At 63.0% G+C, this 18,983-nt stretch carries 22 protein-coding genes; 13 read left to right on the top strand and 9 right to left on the bottom strand.

From position 1 onward, the window contains the following. Window positions 1–462 (bottom strand): NAD(P)-binding domain-containing protein (locus tag VGO04_RS31250; RefSeq protein WP_327499876.1); only part of this gene is annotated, 462 nt, incomplete at its 3' end. Window positions 463–519: 57 nt separating this feature from the next. Further along, entirely contained in the window at window positions 520–1,161 is a 642-nt protein-coding gene (locus VGO04_RS31245; RefSeq protein ID WP_327499875.1) for a TetR/AcrR family transcriptional regulator, read from the bottom strand. A 167-nt stretch (window positions 1,162–1,328) separates the two neighbouring features. Here VGO04_RS31245 and VGO04_RS31240 point away from each other — a divergent pair, with 167 nt between their 5' ends. Further along, the gene (locus VGO04_RS31240; protein WP_327499874.1) at window positions 1,329–1,508 is read left to right on the top strand and encodes a hypothetical protein; all 180 of its coding nucleotides are present in this window, start codon (window positions 1,329–1,331) and stop codon (window positions 1,506–1,508) included. 92 nt (window positions 1,509–1,600) lie between these two features. On the opposite strand, the gene VGO04_RS31235 is transcribed toward VGO04_RS31240, so the two are convergent. Continuing rightward, window positions 1,601–1,819, bottom strand: coding sequence for a hypothetical protein (locus tag VGO04_RS31235; protein ID WP_327499873.1), 219 nt, complete (start codon window positions 1,817–1,819; stop codon window positions 1,601–1,603). Window positions 1,820–1,849: 30 nt separating this feature from the next. Next, window positions 1,850–2,737, bottom strand: coding sequence for a LysR family transcriptional regulator (locus tag VGO04_RS31230; protein ID WP_327499872.1), 888 nt, complete (start codon window positions 2,735–2,737; stop codon window positions 1,850–1,852). Window positions 2,738–2,896: 159 nt separating this feature from the next. Here VGO04_RS31230 and VGO04_RS31225 point away from each other — a divergent pair, with 159 nt between their 5' ends. Then, a complete protein-coding gene (locus VGO04_RS31225; RefSeq protein ID WP_327499871.1) occupies window positions 2,897–3,793 on the top strand; it encodes a DMT family transporter in 897 nt (298 codons plus the stop codon). 198 nt (window positions 3,794–3,991) lie between these two features. Here the strand turns inward: VGO04_RS31225 and VGO04_RS31220 are convergent, their stop codons facing one another. Further along, window positions 3,992–4,606 (bottom strand): TetR/AcrR family transcriptional regulator, encoded by a 615-nt coding sequence (locus VGO04_RS31220; RefSeq protein WP_327499870.1) that lies wholly within the window; start codon window positions 4,604–4,606, stop codon window positions 3,992–3,994. A gap of 99 nt (window positions 4,607–4,705) precedes the next feature. Here VGO04_RS31220 and VGO04_RS31215 point away from each other — a divergent pair, with 99 nt between their 5' ends. From VGO04_RS31215 to VGO04_RS31205, 3 genes are all read left to right on the top strand, one after another. Beyond that, window positions 4,706–5,461: a type II CAAX endopeptidase family protein gene (locus tag VGO04_RS31215; RefSeq protein ID WP_327499868.1), complete on the top strand. Its 756-nt coding sequence runs from the start codon at window positions 4,706–4,708 to the stop codon at window positions 5,459–5,461. 151 nt (window positions 5,462–5,612) lie between these two features. Continuing rightward, window positions 5,613–6,962: an efflux RND transporter periplasmic adaptor subunit gene (locus VGO04_RS31210; protein ID WP_327499867.1), complete on the top strand. Its 1,350-nt coding sequence runs from the start codon at window positions 5,613–5,615 to the stop codon at window positions 6,960–6,962. Between the two features lie 124 nt (window positions 6,963–7,086). Further along, window positions 7,087–9,030, top strand: a complete 1,944-nt coding sequence (locus VGO04_RS31205) for a MacB family efflux pump subunit (RefSeq protein WP_327499866.1) — start codon at window positions 7,087–7,089, stop codon at window positions 9,028–9,030. 65 nt (window positions 9,031–9,095) lie between these two features. Here the strand turns inward: VGO04_RS31205 and VGO04_RS31200 are convergent, their stop codons facing one another. After that, a complete protein-coding gene (locus VGO04_RS31200; RefSeq protein ID WP_327499865.1) occupies window positions 9,096–9,716 on the bottom strand; it encodes a hypothetical protein in 621 nt (206 codons plus the stop codon). A 246-nt stretch (window positions 9,717–9,962) separates the two neighbouring features. Here VGO04_RS31200 and VGO04_RS31195 point away from each other — a divergent pair, with 246 nt between their 5' ends. Together VGO04_RS31195 and VGO04_RS31190 are read left to right on the top strand one after the other, a co-directional pair. Continuing rightward, window positions 9,963–10,385, top strand: a complete 423-nt coding sequence (locus VGO04_RS31195; protein WP_327499864.1) for a hypothetical protein — start codon at window positions 9,963–9,965, stop codon at window positions 10,383–10,385. Window positions 10,386–10,561: 176 nt separating this feature from the next. After that, entirely contained in the window at window positions 10,562–11,263 is a 702-nt protein-coding gene (locus VGO04_RS31190) for a Type 1 glutamine amidotransferase-like domain-containing protein (RefSeq protein ID WP_327499863.1), read from the top strand. A 76-nt stretch (window positions 11,264–11,339) separates the two neighbouring features. Here the strand turns inward: VGO04_RS31190 and VGO04_RS31185 are convergent, their stop codons facing one another. Further along, the gene (locus tag VGO04_RS31185) at window positions 11,340–11,555 is read right to left on the bottom strand and encodes a hypothetical protein (RefSeq protein WP_327499862.1); all 216 of its coding nucleotides are present in this window, start codon (window positions 11,553–11,555) and stop codon (window positions 11,340–11,342) included. A 106-nt stretch (window positions 11,556–11,661) separates the two neighbouring features. On the opposite strand from VGO04_RS31185, the gene VGO04_RS31180 reads away from it, so the two are divergent. The 3 genes from VGO04_RS31180 (at window position 11,662) to VGO04_RS31170 (ending at window position 14,695) form a co-directional block, all read left to right on the top strand. Continuing rightward, window positions 11,662–12,555, top strand: a complete 894-nt coding sequence (locus VGO04_RS31180) for a LysR family transcriptional regulator (RefSeq protein WP_327499861.1) — start codon at window positions 11,662–11,664, stop codon at window positions 12,553–12,555. 796 nt (window positions 12,556–13,351) lie between these two features. Next, window positions 13,352–14,101 (top strand): SDR family oxidoreductase, encoded by a 750-nt coding sequence (locus VGO04_RS31175; RefSeq protein ID WP_327499860.1) that lies wholly within the window; start codon window positions 13,352–13,354, stop codon window positions 14,099–14,101. A gap of 174 nt (window positions 14,102–14,275) precedes the next feature. Beyond that, window positions 14,276–14,695 (top strand): NUDIX hydrolase, encoded by a 420-nt coding sequence (locus VGO04_RS31170; RefSeq protein WP_327499859.1) that lies wholly within the window; start codon window positions 14,276–14,278, stop codon window positions 14,693–14,695. Window positions 14,696–14,873: 178 nt separating this feature from the next. On the opposite strand, the gene VGO04_RS31165 is transcribed toward VGO04_RS31170, so the two are convergent. After that, a complete protein-coding gene (locus tag VGO04_RS31165; RefSeq protein ID WP_327499858.1) occupies window positions 14,874–15,326 on the bottom strand; it encodes an Lrp/AsnC family transcriptional regulator in 453 nt (150 codons plus the stop codon). Window positions 15,327–15,440: 114 nt separating this feature from the next. Between VGO04_RS31165 and VGO04_RS31160 the strand changes: the two genes are divergently transcribed. Further along, the gene (locus tag VGO04_RS31160; RefSeq protein WP_327499857.1) at window positions 15,441–16,424 is read left to right on the top strand and encodes a nucleoside recognition domain-containing protein; all 984 of its coding nucleotides are present in this window, start codon (window positions 15,441–15,443) and stop codon (window positions 16,422–16,424) included. 167 nt (window positions 16,425–16,591) lie between these two features. Here VGO04_RS31160 and ftrA read toward each other — a convergent pair whose 3' ends face one another. Beyond that, window positions 16,592–17,623, bottom strand: a complete 1,032-nt coding sequence (gene ftrA / locus VGO04_RS31155; RefSeq protein WP_414650637.1) for a transcriptional regulator FtrA — start codon at window positions 17,621–17,623, stop codon at window positions 16,592–16,594. Between the two features lie 89 nt (window positions 17,624–17,712). Here ftrA and VGO04_RS31150 point away from each other — a divergent pair, with 89 nt between their 5' ends. Both VGO04_RS31150 and VGO04_RS31145 read left to right on the top strand, forming a co-directional pair. Next, the gene (locus VGO04_RS31150; protein ID WP_327499856.1) at window positions 17,713–18,144 is read left to right on the top strand and encodes a rhodanese-like domain-containing protein; all 432 of its coding nucleotides are present in this window, start codon (window positions 17,713–17,715) and stop codon (window positions 18,142–18,144) included. Between the two features lie 188 nt (window positions 18,145–18,332). Then, window positions 18,333–18,830, top strand: a complete 498-nt coding sequence (locus VGO04_RS31145; RefSeq protein ID WP_327499855.1) for a GNAT family N-acetyltransferase — start codon at window positions 18,333–18,335, stop codon at window positions 18,828–18,830. Window positions 18,831–18,983: the final 153 nt, after the last annotated feature.

Below are 18,983 nucleotides of genomic sequence, written 5' to 3'. Positions count from 1 at the left end.
GTGAACGGCAACGAGGCAGGGAACGCCGCCGCCCTTCTGGTATTCGCCGCGAACCGTGTGGCCCGGGCCCTTCGGCGCGATCATGACGACGTCGAGCGAAGCCTTCGGCTCGATCAGGCCGAAGTGAACGTTGAGGCCGTGAGCAAAGGCGATCGCAGCGCCGTCGCGGATGTTGCCGGCGATTTCGGCCTTGTAGATTTCGGCCTGCAGTTCGTCCGGGGTCGCCATCATGATGAGGTCGGCCCACTTGGCGGCTTCCGCAACCGAGAGAACCTGGAGACCGTCGGCCTCGACTTTGGCAGCCGTTGCCGAGCCCGGCTTCAGCGCGATGCGGATTTCCTTGGCGCCGGAATCCTTCAGGTTCAGCGCATGGGCGCGGCCCTGGCTGCCGTAGCCGACGATGGCGACCTTCTTCGACTTGATCAGGTTGATATCGGCATCACGATCGTAATAGACGCGCATTTTAGTGGTCCTTCCCGTTGTCAGTTTGTTGAAAAGCGAGGGCTTTCGTCCCCGCCATTACCTTTTCGTGCCGTAAAGCGCGAGGAAGGCTGAAACCGCCTGCTCCGCCTTGCGGCCAAAACCCTTTTTCATCTCGCCTGCCTCTTCGCCGAGCAGCATCTTCAGATGCCAATCGGAAACGACAAGCCCGTAGAGCGCACCATAGGCCTCGTCGGCATCGTCGAACGACAGCAGCCCGGCCTTGCGGCCGGCTTCGAGCAGTGCCGCCGCCCGGCGGCCGATCTGCCGGCGCCCGCGCTCCTGCAGCATGTGGCCGAGCTTGGAGCCGTCGCGGCTCGCCTGGCCGATTGCCAGCCGGTTGAGCGCCAGCGACACGTCGCCGGAGAGAACCTCCAGCAGGTCCTTGGCAAACGTGATCAAATGGCCGTGCAGGCCATCCGCGTCGAGCTTGCGGGCAGCAACATCCTGCGTGCGCACCTTGCTCGCCTGGAAGCCGATCATCGCCGAGATCAGCCCGTCGCGATCGCCGAACCACTTGTAGAGGCTTTCCTTGGAGCAATTGGCCGCGCGCGCGATGCCAGCCGTCGTCAGTGCCTTCTCGCCGCCATCAACCAGCAGACGCAACGCCTCCTCGAGAACGGCGCCCTGACGTTCCGTCAGCCCCTCCCCGGCATTCGCCTCTCTTGTCGCGGCAGTCATCTGCACGTCGCCTCACTCCCCATCAGTACCGTACGGTACGGTTCGCACTCTTCTAATGAAGCGTCCTGAACGCGTCAAGACGATTCTTATAAGCGGGCGAAATTTCGGCGGTGACGGCAAAGAGGCAGCGCCATAGGTTGAAGAAAGCAGATTGGAGAGGGGTCAACGTGCCGCCGCATCAAAAGGCATACATTCTGGTTGTCGTGGTGTTCTTCATCGCGGCCTGCATCAACGCAGCCAAGCGCTTCCGAGTGGAGAAAGACGCGATCGCTGCGTGGTTCTGGGGGCTTGCCGGAGTTGGCGGCGCACTTGTTCTTGCCCGGTTTGTTTACGTCGCCTGGGGCTGATGGTCTGCGCGGCTCACTCGTCCAGGGGGTGCCGCCAAGTTCCAACGCGCTTTGGCAACTCTGTGCCAGCAGCGGTCACAGAAAACGAACCGTCACGGTTTGGTGAGGTCGGCCACAAAATCCGGAAACTTGGTATAAATACAGTGACCTAAAGAGAAGTAGGCTGCGCCCTCGCCCAGCTCCTGACGGGATAACTCCACCTCAAAATTGTCCTCTTCGCCCAATCCGAAGACTGCGGCCATGATGGCCAGTTTCTGGATCAGGAAAATGCCGGAGTTGGAACCGCACCGCAAGGTCGTGACTTGTCGCATCATTCGCCTTTGGCGGCGCAGGCTTCCGTTTCAGCCCGCGAGCGCCAGTCCGCCCTGGCGGCCGACCTCCCTCTCGATTTCGCGAACCAGGCTGTCGAGCGCCGGATTTCTCGACTTGCGGGCCCGCCGCACCACATAGGCGAGCGACGGCGGTGGCGGCAGCCGGTCGGTCATGATCTGCATCTCGCCGCGGATGTGACGGTCGCTCAGCAACGCCACGCCCATTGCCGCATTGACGGCCGATACGATGCCGGCGGCGCTGGAACACTCGAAAACGGTTTCGAGAACGGCATCCTCCTGGCCGATGTCGAGGCCCCATTGGCGATAGAAGCATTCATCGTCGAACGACAGGAACGGGATCGGGCCATTCTGCGGCAGGATCAGTTCGGGATGCTTCACCCAATGCAGGCCCTCCCGGAAGAGAACCACGTCGGTCGGACGCACTTCGTGTTCAAAGACCTGAACGATCGCAGCATCGAGCTCGCCGCGTTCCAGCATGGCGCGAAGGACAAGGCTCATGCGCACCCTGGTGCGTACGGTGACATCAGGGTGAAGCCGCCTGAAGCGACCGAGGATGCGCGCAAGATCGGTGCACGCCGTGTCTTCGGTGAGGCCGAGCGCAAGCCGTCCCGCAAGCGGGGTCTTGGAAAGACTGAGCAGCGCCTCGTCGTGCAGCCCGACGATGCGAGCCGCATAGTCGAGCAGGTCTTCGCCGGCGGCCGTAAACATCGACGCGCCCGACTGGCGACCGAGCAGCGTGCAGTCGAGGCTGACTTCAAGCCTCCTGATCTTGTGGCTGACGGCCGACTGCGACAGGCCGAGAGCGGCTGCCGCCTTGGTGATGCCGCCATGCTGGCGGATGGCGCAAAGCGCCCGCAAGGCGTCGATCTCGAGGCGGCGACTGTTCAATTCATTCATGGCATGTCCGTTTCGTTCTCTCGGACAATAACCATAGCACGGACCGCGCCGTCCATGACATGATCTCTCGCAATGTCATGCCATCATCGAAAATTGTCATGTGCGCCGCCGGTTCGATCCGCCTATCGGTAGAGCGCATTCTTCACGACAGAGCCCTTGATGACCGACATTTCCCTTCCTTCCGCCACCGCAAGCCGCCATCCGCTGCTCTGGCCCTTGCTCGCCACCCTGCTGATCATCGGATGGAGTTCGGGCTTCGTCGGCATCCGCTACGCCAACCAGGAGGCGAGCGTCATGCTGCTGCTCTTCTGGCGGACCTTGCTGTCAGGGCTGATCCTTCTGCCGTTTGCCCTGGCGATCGGGCCGCGCCTCACCATGCGCGCGGTCAAGGATCAGGCCCTGTTCGGCATCATGTCCGTGTTCCTGTATCTCGGAGGCTTCGCGCTGGCGATCGAGCAGAAGGTGCCGACGGGCCTGGTCGCGCTCATCGCCGACCTCCTGCCGCTGGCGATCGCAGCCCTTTCGCAACCGGTGCTCGGCGAACGGTTGACGAAGCGGCAGTGGCTGGGCACCGCGATTGCCGTCCTCGGTGTGCTGATCGTGTCCTTCGACAGCCTCAGTTTCGGCACTGCCCCGGTCTGGGCCTACGGGCTGACGGTCGGCTCCATGCTGATCTTCGCCGTCGCCTCGGTCCTGCACCGCAAACGCAAGACGCAAGCCATGCCCGTCCATCAGAGCCTTTGCATCCAGACGCTGATGGGCTCGGTTCTCTTTGGTCTTTGCGCATTGACCCAGGGCAGCCTTGCGCCACCGATGACGCGTGACTTCGCCGTCGGGATGGTCTGGCTGGTTCTGGTCGCAACGTTCCTCGCCTACGCGGTCTACTATACCAGCCTGCGGCACTTCCCCGTCGCCAAGGTGAGTGCTGCGATCTATCTCAGCCCGCCGGTCACGATGCTGTGGGCATGGATGCTGTTTTCGGAGCCTCTGACAGGCGCGATGTTTGCAGGGCTCGCGGTGACGCTGGTTGGCGTGTGGATGACGTCGCGAACCTGATCGATACCGTGCCTGGTTTCGCGCATCTGCCAATCTAACCCGTCAACGGACTTTGGTCGTTTCGGGGCGGCCTTGCGTCACGCACCTTATCGCGCATTTTCTGGCATCCGGGCCACCAACACAAAGCGACGACCAGGCGTCCGCCCGACTGCACCACCAGATCGGGGTAAAGGGTAACCCGCGTAAGGCCTTGGCGCCTCAGGCGCCGGCGCGCGTCGGGTTCGCAACGATGCCGAGAAGCGCGCCACGCACCAGAATGCGCACGGCCTGCGCCCGCCCCTCTGCGTCCGAGGCAGGCTCCATGAGCCGCACCAGCATCAGCCCCTCGAGCGCCGCAAGCAGCGCCTGCGCGTGGACACGCGCCTCGCCTTCGCCCATCGCCCCGCCGCCGACCCGCATCAGGACCGCAGCCAACGCCTCGGTCGCCCGCGCCAGCCGCGCGGAAAAGATGGCAGCGATGCGCGGGCTGCGGTGGCTGGCACCGACGATCTCGAGCCAGGCGGCCGCCTCGGCGGCGTTCCAGTCGCGCATCGACGCGATGGCGTCTTCGACCAGCGCCGCTTCGAGCCCCTGCAGATCGCTTGCCATCGTCAACGGAAAGGCATGATCCGGCAAAAGTTCGGCGACAAGCCCTTCAACGATGGCGTCCTTGCCGTCGAAATGCACATAGACGCCGCCAATGCTCATGCCGGCCTCCTTGCAAATGTCGCGGATCGACGTTGCCGAAAAGCCCGACGCGATGAACGCCCGCATCGCGGCGTCGAGAATATGCCGCCGGCGCTCTTCGGCCCTGTCGCTGGAAATGCGTGGCACGTCTGCCCTCCAATAAAAACGAACGTTTGTTCTCATGGGATTGACGAATCTGTCAATGCGCATTTAAAAAACGATCGTTCGTTTTAAGGAGTTTTTATCGTGCTTGTTGCCTCCCCCTCCCGTCCACCGCCCCTCGTTGCGCGCCATTCCTGGGCGATCTTCATGGCGTTTTCGCTGATCGTGGGCGCGATGATTTATCTCGTCATTCCAGCGCTGCTCGCGCGCGGCTGGGACGGCCCCTATGCCGTGGCGATCCCGCTCGGCGCCGGTTTCTTGCTGATGTTCGCCATCATCTATGTCGGGCTCAGGCGCGAAGGCCGCCTCCGATCCTGGCGTGAGAGCTTGCGGCTCACCCGACCGAGCGGGCAGGACATCGCCTGGGGCGTAGGGCTCGGCCTCTCGATGATCGTGTCGGTCGTCGCCTTCGAGGGATATGTGCAGGATTTCATCCTCGCCAACGTGTCGATGCGACCGCCGCAATGGTTCCTCGATGTCCTCAAGACATCAGGCGCCGTCTTCGGCACGCCCGGGCTCGGGCGCTGGGATTTCCTTGCGCTTCATCTGATACTCTTCGTCCTCAACATCTTCGGCGAGGAACTCTTGTTTCGCGGCTATATGCTGCCGCGCCAGGAACGGCTCGGCCATCGCTACGCCTGGGTACTGAACGGGATCCAGTGGACCGCCTTCCATTGGTTCTGGTTCCACGTGTTGCCGGCCATCCTACCGACGAGCCTGCTTTTGGCGTGGATCACGCTTAAGCGCAAAAGCACCTGGTGCGCCATCATCGGCCACGGCATGCTGAACGGGCTGGCGGTGATCGGCACCTTGCTCACCGTGGCAGGGCTAAAGGGATAGCCGGCCTTTCCGTCGTCTACGCGAAGGACGCAACGAGGGCAGCGACACCGCCGCCCTCGTCACATTACGAAAATATAATGATCTCAATGCTTTTCGCTGGGGCCGTTCCCTTCTATTTTTAGAGGGAAGATTGCCGCACAGGGCGAAAGCGATGAACAAGACGATAAAGACGGCTCGGGCCGATACCCCACCCCGCAATGAGGCGACCCCCAACGTCACCTTCATTCCCGGTGCCGTTCAACCCGACGTCGTCAGGCCGGCGAAGCGCAAGCGCCGCACCCGGCGCTGGCTGTGGCTGCCGGTGATTATCGCCGTTGCCGGTGCCGCCTGGTACGGCTGGACGCGCTATGGCGAAAGCCCGGCCTCATCCGCTGTCGTCACAGAGGTGGTGGCCCGCGGCGATATCGAGAACGCCGTCACCGCCGTCGGCACGCTCGACGCCGTCAATTCGGTCGATGCGGGCGCTCAGGTCTCCGGCCAGCTGAAGGCTCTGCATGTGGCGATCGGCGACAGGGTTACGCAGAACCAGCTGGTTGCCGAGATCGACCCGGCGACGATCGAGAACCGCATCGAGATCGACCAGGCCGAGCTTGCCAATTTTGAGGCCCAGCTGATTTCCAAGAAGGCGCAGCTCGTCCTGAAGCAGGCCAACATCGACCGGCAGCGCAACCTCGTCGTGACGAAGAGCGTGCCGCAGTCGACACTCGACCAGGCGGTTGCCGACCTTGCGGCCGCCGGCGCCGACGTCAACGCCATCGAGGCGCAGATCCGCAAGCAGCAGGCAACCCTTGCCGGCGACAAGGTCGACCTCGGCTACACCAAGATCTATGCGCCGATCTCCGGCACCATCGTCGCCAACCCGGCCAAGGCCGGCCAGACGCTCAACGCCAACCAGACGACGCCGACCATCGTCACCATCGCCGATCTCTCGACCATGACCGTCAAGGCGCAGGTGTCGGAGGCCGATGTGATCCGGCTGAAGCTCGGCATGGACGCCTATTTCACCCTGCTTGGCCAGCCCGGAAAACGCTTCGTCGGCAAGCTCCGCCAGATCCAGCCGATGCCCGACACGACCAACAATGTCGTGCTCTATTACGCGCTTTTCGACGTGCCCAATCCGGACGGCGAACTGATGATGTCGATGAGCGCGCAGGTGTTCTTCGTGCGCGACGCGGCCACGGACGTGCTGGTTGTTCCAAGCTCCGCCCTCACCTATCCGCAGAAGGCTCCAGGCGAAGCCAGCGGCAAGGGCAGCGGCCGGCATGACGGCACGCGGTCCGAGGCGCGCGGCGAAGGCCGCAAGGCGCAAGTTTCCGTCGTCACCGCATCCGGTGCTGTCGAGACCCGCGACGTCGAAGTCGGCATCCGCAACCGCGTCAGCGCCGAGATCAAGAGCGGCCTTGATGAAGGCGAAAAGGTCGTCGTTGGCACCGGTTCCGCAACGGGCAACGGCCGCAACGCCGGCCTGCCGCGCGGCATGCGCATGCCGCCGATGTTCTAAAGCGCGTCGCGATCTCTCAGATTCGCTCCGGCGCTTTAAGTTGTTGATTTGTCGCATGTCGTTATCGCAATACCGCTGCACACTTTTGCGCGACATGCTCTAGGGGATTGATCAGAGACCGCCCATGACTGCGCTCATTTCGCTGAGAAACGTCACCAAGACCTATCGCAACGGCGATCTCGCCGTCGAGGTCCTGCATGGGCTCTCGCTCGATATCGAGGCGGGCGAGTTCGTGGCGATCGTCGGCCAGTCCGGCTCCGGCAAGTCGACGCTGATGAATATTCTCGGCTGCCTCGACCAGCCGACCGGCGGCGACTACCTGATCGACGGCGAGAACATGGCCCACCTCGATACCGATGAGCTGGCGGCCCTGCGCCGCCGCACCTTCGGCTTCGTCTTTCAGAGCTACAACCTCATTCCGACAGCAAGCGCCAAGGAAAACGTCGAGGTGCCCGCCGTCTACGCCGGCATGTCGGCCCGCGACCGGCACGAACGGGCAGAGGCGCTGCTCGAGGCGTTGAAGCTCGGCGAGCGGCTCGATCATCGGCCGAACCAGCTTTCCGGCGGCCAGCAGCAGCGCGTCTCCATCGCCCGCGCGCTGATGAACGGCGGCCGGGTCATCCTTGCCGATGAGCCGACCGGCGCGCTCGACAGCCAGAGCGGCTCGGATGTGATGGCGCTGCTTCGCGAGATGAACGAGCAGGGCCACACGGTCATCGTCATCACCCACGCGCGCGAAGTGGCGGAACAGGCCGACCGGCTGATCGAGCTCCATGACGGCCGCATCGTCGCCGACCGCACGAAGAAGGCCCGCATCAACGCCGAAGGAGCAGCCGCCCTCGCCCGCCATGTGAGCGAAGGCTCGGCGGCCATCGCCGATGTCACCGAAGCCGTGAAGATGGCGCTGCGGGCGCTGAAGGCCAATCTCTTCCGCACCATCCTGACGCTGCTCGGCATCGTCATCGGCGTCGGCTCGGTCGTGGCCATGCTGGCGATCGGCACCGGCGCTCAGGATTCAGTGCTGAGCCGCATCTCGTCGATGGGCTCGGACCTGCTTGTCGTGCGGCCGAGCATGGCGAACTTCCGCGGCAGTGCGGGGGGAAGCAACGTCACCCTCATCCCCGCCGACGCGGACGCGATCCTCGATGTCCCGAATGTCGCCTTCGCCGTGCCGGAAATGACGAGCTCCGTCACCCTTCGCCACGGCAACATCGACTACCAGACGACCGCCAACGGCACGGTGCCGCAGTTCACCACCGCCAAATCCTGGAAGATGGCCAAGGGCGAATTCATCAACCAGGACGACATGGACACCTACGCGCCGGTTGCCGTGCTTGGCCAGACGGTGGTCAAAACCCTCTTTCCCGACGGCGACAACCCGATCGGCCAATATGTGCTCGTCAACAAGATCCCCTTCCAGGTGATCGGCATCATGGCGGAAATGGGCGCCACCTCCTTCGGCAACGACCAGGACGACGTGGTGCTGGTGCCTCTGACCACGGGCAGCATCCGCCTCTTCGGCCAGCGCAACATCAAAAACATCACGGTTCAGGTGAAGGACGGCTCGGCGATCGACATCACCCAGCAGGCGATCCAGACGCTGCTCGACCAGCGCCACAAGCGCCAGGACACGCAGATCACCAACATGTCTTCCGTGCGCGAGGCCTTCACCGAGACGTCCAACACGCTGAAGCTGTTCCTGGGCTCGGTCGCGGCGATCTCACTCTTGGTCGGCGGCATCGGCGTCATGAACATCATGCTCGTCTCGGTCAGCGAGCGTACCCGCGAGATCGGCGTTCGCATGGCAACCGGCGCCCGCCAGCGCGACATCCTGCTTCAGTTCATCATTGAGGCGCTGGTCGTTTCCTTGATCGGCGGCACACTCGGTGTTCTCCTCGGCCTTGGCACCGGCGCCCTTGCCGGCCAGTTCGGCATGCCCGTTTCCTTCACCTTCGGCCCCGTGGCGCTTGCCTTCGCCTGCGCCTTCCTGACCGGCCTTGCCTTCGGCTTCCTGCCCGCCCGTAACGCCTCCCGTCTGCAGCCGGCGGTGGCGCTGAGCGCGGATTGAGGCATTGCCTGACAGAGGGCTGGGCGAGCGGGACGGTTTAGCGAGAATGCGAGGGGCGCACATCGTCACCCGGCATAGGCGAAGTAGACTTTGCCTCGCGTCGGATCGACGATCGTGACGCTGCCGCCCCGGCCGTAGGAATAAAACGATCCGCCTGACTGGACCGCCCTGTTGGCTTCGTCAGTCCGCCCTTTTTCGATCGGGATCGCAAAGCCGTATTGCTCCAAATATTCCTCCAGGCTGGAAAGATGCTGCTGAGTGTCACCGACGGGTGTCGCCCGCCAGGCTCCCTTTTCGCCCGAAAGCACCTCGCCAAGCTTGCTCCCCTGTTTCCGCGCCCAGTCTGCGCTTTCGTCAGTCAGCCGATAGACGACGAAACCCGTCTCGTTATCGCCGGGCATGAAGCCCACGCCAAACAATTCCTCCAGGCGGTATTCGATTTCCGCCACTTCGAGTGGCTCGGGAACGCGCGCGAGAACGTGGTTTCGTTCGGCAATTTTGCTCGCAACAGAGGGCCCCATGATCGCCAGCAGACCAACAGCGATGATCAGACGCCGACGAACCACCTGCTCCGGCCCGGTCCGTCGCCAGAGACGGCGCAACCCGAGAAAGAACAGGATAACGACGGTGATTGCCAGCACGGTGCAAATGGCGAGCACGCCCAATACAAAAGCAGCAAAATTCATGCGCACTCACAGACGATTGCGGAGGTGATTGGGATATCGGCGTCGTGCGAGATACTGAAGTTCGAATCATGCCTTTTTCAAGCCTCTCCCCCGGTCCGACAAAGCCCTCTCGCAGACGATCGCCGACGTCGGCGCGCAGGCAGTCAGCTTGGTTTGAACCCCGTCACCTGATACTCGCGAAAAAGTGGACAAAAGCCACGACACCACCCATGATCGCATTCATCTTGCGCTCTGGGACGATTCTTGATGTGGAAAGCATTTGCCGTACTCTATTGTCTGTTTTTGCTGTTTGGTGTGCTGCTGACCGGCTATATGATCTTGCACGGTGTGGTGGCGCAGTCGCCTATCGTCCGTGCGATAATTGTCCCAGCCTTCGTCATTGCGGGCCTCACCGCTGTCGGACTCGTTGCCTACGGCTTCAACCTCAATGCCCCGCTCCCGGCGCTCTGGCGGCCGTTCAGCTGGGTGCTTGGCGTCTGGCAGCTGGCGTTTTCGCTCCTCAACATCAAACGCGCGCTGTCGATAATCTCGGCACTCCCGGCTGGGAGCGACGACGGCGTCAAGACCATGCTCTGGCTCGCACTCATGCTTTTCGTCAACTACATCACTTGGCTCGGCGTCTGGCGCTATGGGCGCCGTGTAGCGCAGCAGCCGGCAGCGGCAAGCTAGAGCTTTGTGCGTTCGTATGAACGCACAAAGGATATTCTAGCGCTCTGATTCCAAAGCATCTTTCTGCCTTGACGTGATCCCGCTTCAAGGCAGGATGCTCTTGACGACGAAGCATTTCGGGACGGCGGGGTCGGCTGGCGTCCCTTGCCACCAGCCGCGGCAACCAAGGAAGCAAGATGGTCAACCTCGTCCTTTACAGCGACCAGCTTTTCCCTGAATGCGCGGCGATCGACCGGAGGCTTGCCGAAATTGTCGCGGCACGTGGAGCCGGCAGGAGGCTCGCCTATGTGGCATCCGGTCCGGAACCCGACCGCGGCTTCTTCCATGCCGCCCGATCCTACTACGGCCGATACGGACTCGACCTCGCGCTCTTCCATGATCTCGACGAACCGCACACCGCCGACGACATCGCAGCACTTTTCGCCTCGGACGCCATTCACCTCTCGGGCGGACATACGGGCGACTTTCTTGCGCGGCTGAAACGAAGCGGCATGCTCGGGCCGCTGCGGGACTGGGCTCTCTCCGGCGGCGTGCTGATCGGCGTCAGCGCCGGCGCCATTCTCATGGGGCCGACGATCGCAACGGATGCCCCCTTTATCGGCCAGAACCCCGAGGACATTACGGACGGCGATGCGCTCGACCTGTTGCCGTTCGAATTCTTCCCGCATCTCAATGACGACGAGGCCTATCTTCCGGCGCTGTTGCGCTACAGCACAAAGACGACGAGGCCGATTGTTGCCTGCAGCGACAGCGACGGTGTCGGGGTGACGGGCGATAGGATCGAATGCCTCGGAAATCCGGTCTGGATTTGGGGTGGAGCCCAACGGCGGTCGGACGAGATCGAACTCAACAATTTTTCGATCGTACGGCCAAAGTAACCCTCGCGGATCGCAGCGGCCAGGCCATAAATGCAACACCGAGAGGTGAAGGCTACACGCACCGAGTTGGCGATGGTTAGAGCGCCCCTGCCCGCACGGCTTCGGCGTGACGCGCAACCATCGCATCCGCCCGCAACAGCGGCTTAATCGCCTTGCGCCGTCCGAAATACGCTTCGCCCTCAGAAATGCCGACGTCTGCGAGACGCTCCGCATCGAGCTCGCGCAGGTCCTGCAACTGCCAGATCCGCGACCGTGGCGAGGCTACGAGATAAAGGCCGATTTCCCTGAACATGTCGAACACCCCGTGTTCCCGTTTCTAATCATGTCCGTATTCTGCGCCTCGACATTTCATAAAAGAAGTTTAGCTTTCAAATCCAACGCATAAGAGAAACTTTTATATGGCAACTCTTGATCTCGACTATCTGAAGACCTTCGCGCTGGTCGCCGAGCTCGGCAGTTTTTCAGCCGCAGCCGAACGCCTTGGGCTGACCCAGCCGGCGATCAGCCTGCAGGTGCGGGCGCTGGAAAAACAGCTCGGCGTGCGGCTCGTCGAGCGCGTTGGACGCACCGCCAGGCCGAGTGCGGCGGGAGTAGAACTGCTCGCGCATGCAGGCCGCATCGAGGCAGCGACAAACCTCGCCGTCGAGGCGGTCGCGCGGCATGCCAAAGGCGTGCTCGGCCGCGTGCGCATCGGCACCGGCGCCACCCCTTGCGCCTTCCTTTTGCCGCCGCTGCTGGCCGATCTCAAGCGCCGCTTTCCCGACCTCGACATCACCGTGACCACGGGCAACAGTGCCGATATCGTGCGGGCGGTCGACGACAACCTCCTCGATATCGGCCTCGTCAGCCTGCCTGTTTCAGGCCGAATTTTCGAGATCACTCCGCTTTTCGACGAGCGTTTTGTGGCGATCGCGCCTTCAGGCACCGCCCTGCCCGACATCGTCACGGCCGACGACCTGGCGCACCGGCCGCTCATCCTCTACGAGCCCGGCGCCAACACGCGCCGGATCACCGATGACTGGCTGGCGACCTCCGGCACCCATGTCAAACCGGTGATGGCGCTCGGGAGCGTCGACGCCATCAAGGAAATGGTCGCCGTCGGCCTTGGTGCCGCACTCGTTCCCGAAATCGCGCTCCGCCCCACCGATCGTGAGCGGCTGGTCGTGCGTCCGGTCGCACCAAAACTGTTCCGCCGCTTCGCCCTCGTGCTTCGAAGCGACAAACGCCTCGACCGGGCGCTGCGCGAAACGCTCTCCACGCTGAAGACGACAGCGGCGCTAGAGGAAAGTTAGGCAGCCTTCAGCGCGCGACAGAGACCGACGATCCTTACCGAAGCACGACGGAGACGAGATCATTGGGTGATCGGGCTTGCCCAGTCGGGCCACTCTGCATTGTCCTTCAGCACGGCCAGACAATCGGAAAGGCCGAAGCCTGACCGTCAGGGTCTGACAGTCAAGCCGGCATCAGGCGCGCCGGATTTCGACCAGCACGAACAGGGCTCACCGACGGCGCCCACGCCATAACTGCATTGACCAACGCGGGTTTCACAGATCCGCGGACGACGAGCGTCTGCGAGAGCCTTGGCCTTGGCCTCATCCGCCGCCTTTTGCTTGCGACTGGTCTTGGCCTTGGGGTTCGCCTTGGCTTTTGTTGTCGAAACTTGAGTCGGAGAGGCCCCGGCCTTGGTTGTTTGTGAGAAGCTCGCGCCACTGGACGACACGAAGAGAAAGACCGATGCGACGGCAACCGCAACTCTGAAAGCGATCTTCAAGGTTCACCCGCTACTTAGACCATGGTGAGCCATTAAATGGATGCTCCAACAAAGTCCATCAAGCGCGGCGAAGACTTGCGGATGAATTTAGCAGCATGCACCCGGGCCTCAAGGGGAACCGCGTCACCGTGACAGCTCCCTTGCAGGACCTCCGTGTCCCTTTCGCCGCTTCCGTGACCGGCCGGACAGTGCCGCCTTTGACGATTGAAAGTCGCCGTCCCTCAACCGGCTTCGAAAACTGAACGGGCGGAAATCGGGTGGGCGCGGTTGTTCCCCGGCAGTAGTCAGGGCGCCTCAACCAAAGAGGAGCCAAGTGCATGTCCATGCTTGAAGACAAGATCGTTATCGTCACCGGCGCTTCGTCGGGTATCGGCCGCGCCGTCGCCGAGCTTTTTGCCGCCGAAGGCGCCAAGGTCGTTCTCAACGCCCGCGCGGAAGCGCCGCTTGCAGCCGTTGTCGAGGCGATCCGCGAGGAAGGCGGCGAAGCGATCGCCGTCAGTGGCGACGTCACCGAGGAAGAAACCCACATCCGGCTGGTGGAAACGGCCGTCCGCCGCTTCGGCGGCCTCGATATCGCCGTCAACAATGCCGGCGCCGTCCACGCCATGAAGCCGATCGCCGAGATCACCGCGGCCGAATGGCAGCAATCGCTTGCCACCAACCTCACCTCCGCCTTCCTCGGCGCCCGCCACCAGATCCCGGCCATGCTTGCCCGCGGCGGCGGGTCGCTGGTCTTCACCTCCACCTTCGTCGGCACCAGCGTCGGCATTCCCGGCATGGCCGCCTATGGCGCCCCCAAGGCCGGGCTGATGGGCCTCGTCAAGGGCATCACCGCGGACTACGGCGCCATGGGGATCCGCGCCAACGCGCTCCTTCCAGGCGGCGTCGACACGCCGGCCGCCGGCAGCAAGGAAAACAAGGAATGGGCCGCAGGCCTGCACGCGATGAAGCGCATCGCCCAGCCGGAAGAGATCGCTCAAGCCGCCCTCTTCCTCGCAAGCCCCATGGCAAGCTTCGTGTCGGGTGCTGCCCTCTTTGCCGATGGGGGAAATGCTGCGGTGAAGTGAGGGCAGCGCGAACGCCGGGGGCAGTGTCCAATTGCGGCCCCCGGTCAACCAACGAAAGGGTCCTGCCGCGCCCGAAACAATCATTGCGAGCATTGTCGAATTGCCTGATCTTCAGCCTTGCAAACGTCAGGTTTCATCGCCAACGAGAGTTGCGGCAAAGGCAGGGTTTTGCAAATGGCCTTCATCCCTTTCAAGGGCGCAAAAATCGCATTGCTCTTTCAGGAGCAATTGCTCGCCTATCAGCGCGATCACAAGCCGGACATTCCCTTTCCCGGCATGTGGGATCTGCCTGGTGGTGGACGGGAAGACGATGAGAGCCCGGTTGAGTGCGCGATCAGGGAGACCCGCGAGGAGTTCGATATCGCAATTGATCCGGAGTGGATCGTGTGGACGCGATATTATCCGGCGCTGATTGCAACCGCCCCTGGAAGTTACTTCCTCGTCGCAAAGCTCGAAGATGGCTTCGGGCCCATAAGGTTTGGCGACGAAGGCCAGCAGTGGGCAACGATGTCAATCGCTGACTTCCTGGACCACCCGGACGTTGTCGAAAGCTTGAAGAGCAGATTGCGCGACTATCTCGCGGAAGACAAATGAGCCGGATCCCGGCGCCGGCCGCAGGCACGCCAGCTCCGCTCGCTTCGGGTCGTCGTCGTGGTTCGGCCACCGCCTCCAAGAGCAAATCCAGGAAAAGTGTAGAACGGTTTTCCGTCCGGAATTTTGTAATATCAGAGAGTTAGATCATTTCGCTGTTTCGATGAAACAATGAAATGATCTAGACCGGTATCTCCGTCGTCTCCTTGCCGGTGCGGATCACGAACGCGGTGTAGTAGCGCGCGACATTGCTCTCCTCCTTGAAAAGCCGCTCCGTCAGCGCGTCGAGCTCGTCCATGTCCTTGAGCCGCAGCATCAACATGGCGTCGGTCTCGCCGCTGACGCTATAGGCCTGCACCACTGCCGGCTCCTTGACCGCCATGTCGAGGAAGCGGCGGATATATTGCTCGCCGTGGCGCTCGAGTTCGACGGTGATGATCGCCTTCATCGTCCGGCCGGCCTTTGCGGGATTGAGCACCGCGACGATCCGGTCGATGACGCCGGCCTCGTGAAGCCGCCTGATGCGGCGCAGGCAACTCGATGGCGAAAGGCCGACTTCGGCCGCAAGCTGCGCATTGGTGCGCGAGGCATCCAGCTGCATCAGCTTCAGTAGTTTCCTGTCGATCTTGTCCACGCCCACCCCCCGTTGCGGTCCCGTGCAATTTTATTGCATGAAAGCGCATATTTTGACCACACCTGCGAACGACCCCGCGTTAGTCCTTGGACAACACCCCAAGGAGAGACCGCCATGACCGTTCTGATCATCCTCTACCGCAAGACACTCGCCACCCTCGAAGTCTACTGGGACCTGGTGCGCATCATCGTGCCGATCACGATCGTTACCCATCTGCTGCAGGAACTTGGCGTCATCCGCGCCGTTGCGCCGGCTTTCGAGCCGCTGATGACGATCGTCGGCCTCCCGCCCGAGTTTGCCTTTGCCTGGCTCACCGGGCTTCTGGTCGGCATCTGGGGTGCCGTGGTGGTGGTCTTCACGCTGGTGCCGGTATCGTCACTGACGACCGCCGACATGACCGTCCTTTCGGCGCTGCTGCTGGTGGCGCATGCCATCCCGATAGAGCAGCGCATCATCCAACGAGCCGGCCCGGGCTTCCTCGTCACCGCAGCCATTCGCATCGGTGGCGGCCTCATCTTCGCAGCCGTCCTGCACCAGGTCTTCGCCCTCACCGGCTGGCTCTCGACCCCGCTCCAGCCCACATGGATGCCGGTCAGCGAAGCGCCCGGCTGGAACGGCTTCGCCTTGAGCATGCTCAAGACACTTGCCACCATGCTCGTCGTGCTGCTGGCCTTGAGCTGGCTGATCGAGATCCTCAAGATGGTGGGCATTCTTGGGCTGTTGAACAGGGGGCTCGCACCGCTTTTCCGCCTCGCGGGCATCCAGTCGCAAACAGTGCCCTTCACCGCCGTCGGCGTGCTCCTGGGCGTCTCCTATGGCGGTGCGCTCCTGATCCGTGAAGCGCGCGAGGCGAATGTAGAGCCACGCCAGGTCTTCCTCGCCTGCGTCTTCATGGGTTTCGGCCATAGCCTCATCGAGGACACGCTGGTTGTGGTGGCGCTCGGCGCCGATTTCACCAGCGTCTTCTTCGGACGGCTGGCCTTTGCCATCATCGCCACCGCGATCATCGCCCGGGTGATCGTCTCGGCGCCGGACGCCGTGTTCTTCCGGTCCTTCTTCCGCAAGGACGGTACGGAGCCTGCCCTGTCGGAGGCCTGAGCACGTCACACAAAAGTGCGCAGCGGTTTTGCGATAACGAAATGCGCAAAATCAAAGCCTTAAAGCGCAAGGAGCGAACCGCGACGCGCTTTAAGCACGTCACACAAAAGTGCGCCGCCGTTTACGACCGTGGCCCACTGTTGATGTTTCCAGAAGCCCCGCCCGCTCTACTGCGCGGCAACCTCGGCGGGCACACCCAGCCCCATCCGCCCGAAGGCGGCGCGATAGGCGGCGGGTGTGGTTGAAAGCTGCTGGCGGAAATGGTGGCGCAGCGTCTGGGTCGAGCCGAAACCCGACGCTTCCGCCACCTGCTCCATGCCAAGTGCGGTTTCCTCCAGCAATTGCCGGGCGCGCGACAGCCGCTCGGACAAGAGCCAGCGCGCCGGCGTCGTCCCTGTCGCCGCCTCGAAGCGACGCAGGAAGGTGCGCTCGCTCATCCCGGCGGCCTTTGCCAATGAGGCGATCGAGAAATCCTCCCCCAGCCGCTCGCGCATCCGGTCAAGCAGCGGCCCGAGCCGGGCGCTCTCGTGCACGTCCGGCACCGCCCGCTCGATGAACTGCGCCTGGCCGCCATCCCGATGCGGCGGCACGACGAGGCGGCGCGCGACACGGTTGGCCGCCTCGCTGCCGAAGTCGCGACGGATCAGGTGCAGGCAGAGATCGATGCCGGCGGCACTGCCGGCCGAAGTCAGCACGTGCCCGCCATCGACATAGAGCACGTCCGGCACCACCTCGATGTCGGGGTAAAGCGCCCCAAGCTTGTCGGTGTAACGCCAGTGGGTCGTTGCCCGCAGGCCCGAAAGCAAGCCCGCCGCGGCGAGCACGAAAACGCCTGAGCAGATCGAAAGCACGCGCGCGCCTCGCGCATGAGCATCCCGCAATGCCTGGCACACCGCCTCCGGCACCGGCTGGTCGGCCCCGCGCCAGCCGGGCACGATGATCGTGCCGGCTTCACCCAGAAGCTCGATGCCGCCATCGGCGACAAACCGCACGCCGCCGGTGGCCCTCAGCTCGCCGGGATCCACAGAGGCGACGGCAAAACGATACCAGCCCTCGCCCATTTCCGGCCGCGGCAGGCCGAACATCTCGACGGCGACGCCGAATTCGAAAGTGCAGAGCCCGTCATAGGCGAGCGCCACGACGAGCGGGTTTTTGAGCGGATTGGCAGCATTGGATGACTTTGGCATGATCTTGAGCATATATGGCAATGTCGCCAACTGCCAGCCCTGATCGCGCGCTGCTACATATCTCCTCGTCAACACGCCAAATCGACCCGAGGAGAGCCCCGATGAGCTACGTTACCGAAACCCCCGCCGCGTCCCCTGAAGTCGCCATTGCCCATTTCGCCGGGCGGCTCAGCGTCGAGACCGATTGCGCCGATGTTGCCCACGCCTTGAAGAGCGGCGAACAGGATTTCGTGCTTCTGCACGTGGTCGGCTCCGACGCAACCTACGCCGGCCGTCACGTCCCGGGCGCCATCCACCTGCCACACCGCCAGATCACCGCCGAGCGCATGGCCGAATGGCCTGAAGACACCCTCTTCGTCGCCTACTGCGCGGGGCCCCATTGCAACGGCGCCGACCAGGCAGCCCTCAAGCTCGCCCGCCTCGGCCGCCGGGTGAAGATCATGATCGGCGGCATCACCGGCTGGGAAGACGAAGGCTTCGCTTTTGCCACCGGGGCTGCGCCAGGTGAGGCACAAGCGCTACTGGCCGCGTAACGGGAAAATCGACCCCATTTCAGCGCAGCGCGCCTTGCCGAACGCGCTGCGCTGCAGCATTTTTGGATCGCGGCTGATTTCACCCTGAAATCGATCGCGATCGCGGCAAATGACGCGGCGCGGACGGCCTGTCACCCGCCCTCCGTAACCCGCGACCGACCGCTAACCCGTTTGCACGAGACACCGAGATGCACGCATCACCCCTCACCATCAGAGCTTTCGAACGTCCTGACGTGGCCGACGTGCTGCGGCTGATGCGCGGCCTGGCGGTGTTCGAGGGCTATATCGACAGGTTCCGCGTGACCGCGGCGGACCTGATCGAGCATGGACTTGGCGACAACCCGCGCTTCGGCGTGCTGGTCGCCGTTGTCGGTGACCGGGTCATCGGCATCGCCGTGCATTACGTTATTCCCTGGACCTACGACCTGAAGCCGACGCTCGTTCTGAAGGAACTTTTCGTCGATGAAACAGCACGTTCCTCCGGCGCCGGCGCCGCGCTGATCGACGCGCTGAAACGTCATGCCGTCGCGATCGGTGCGCCGCGGATCGAATGGTCGGTGCTTGCAAGCAATGAAAATGCGAAGCGCTTTTACCGGCGCCAGGGCGCGGTCGCGGACGCGATCTGGGAGCCCTGGGCGATGCCGATCGACATCGCCGACGACCGTGAGGATGCGCTGGAGGTTTGACGGAACCCTTGGGAGCTACCGGTCAGGAAAAACCTGACCCGATTGGGTGAATAAGTTGGGGATTTTCCCGTAACCCAAATTGACTATTAAAATCCCCTTAAAATCCATTGCTTTCAGGTCACGCTTTTGCCACACTGTACTTGCGATTGCGCA

The organism is Ensifer sp. (genome assembly GCF_035999185.1).
Classification (GTDB): Bacteria; Pseudomonadota; Alphaproteobacteria; order Rhizobiales; family Rhizobiaceae; genus Ensifer.
This window is presented reverse-complemented; position numbering and strand designations above follow the sequence as displayed.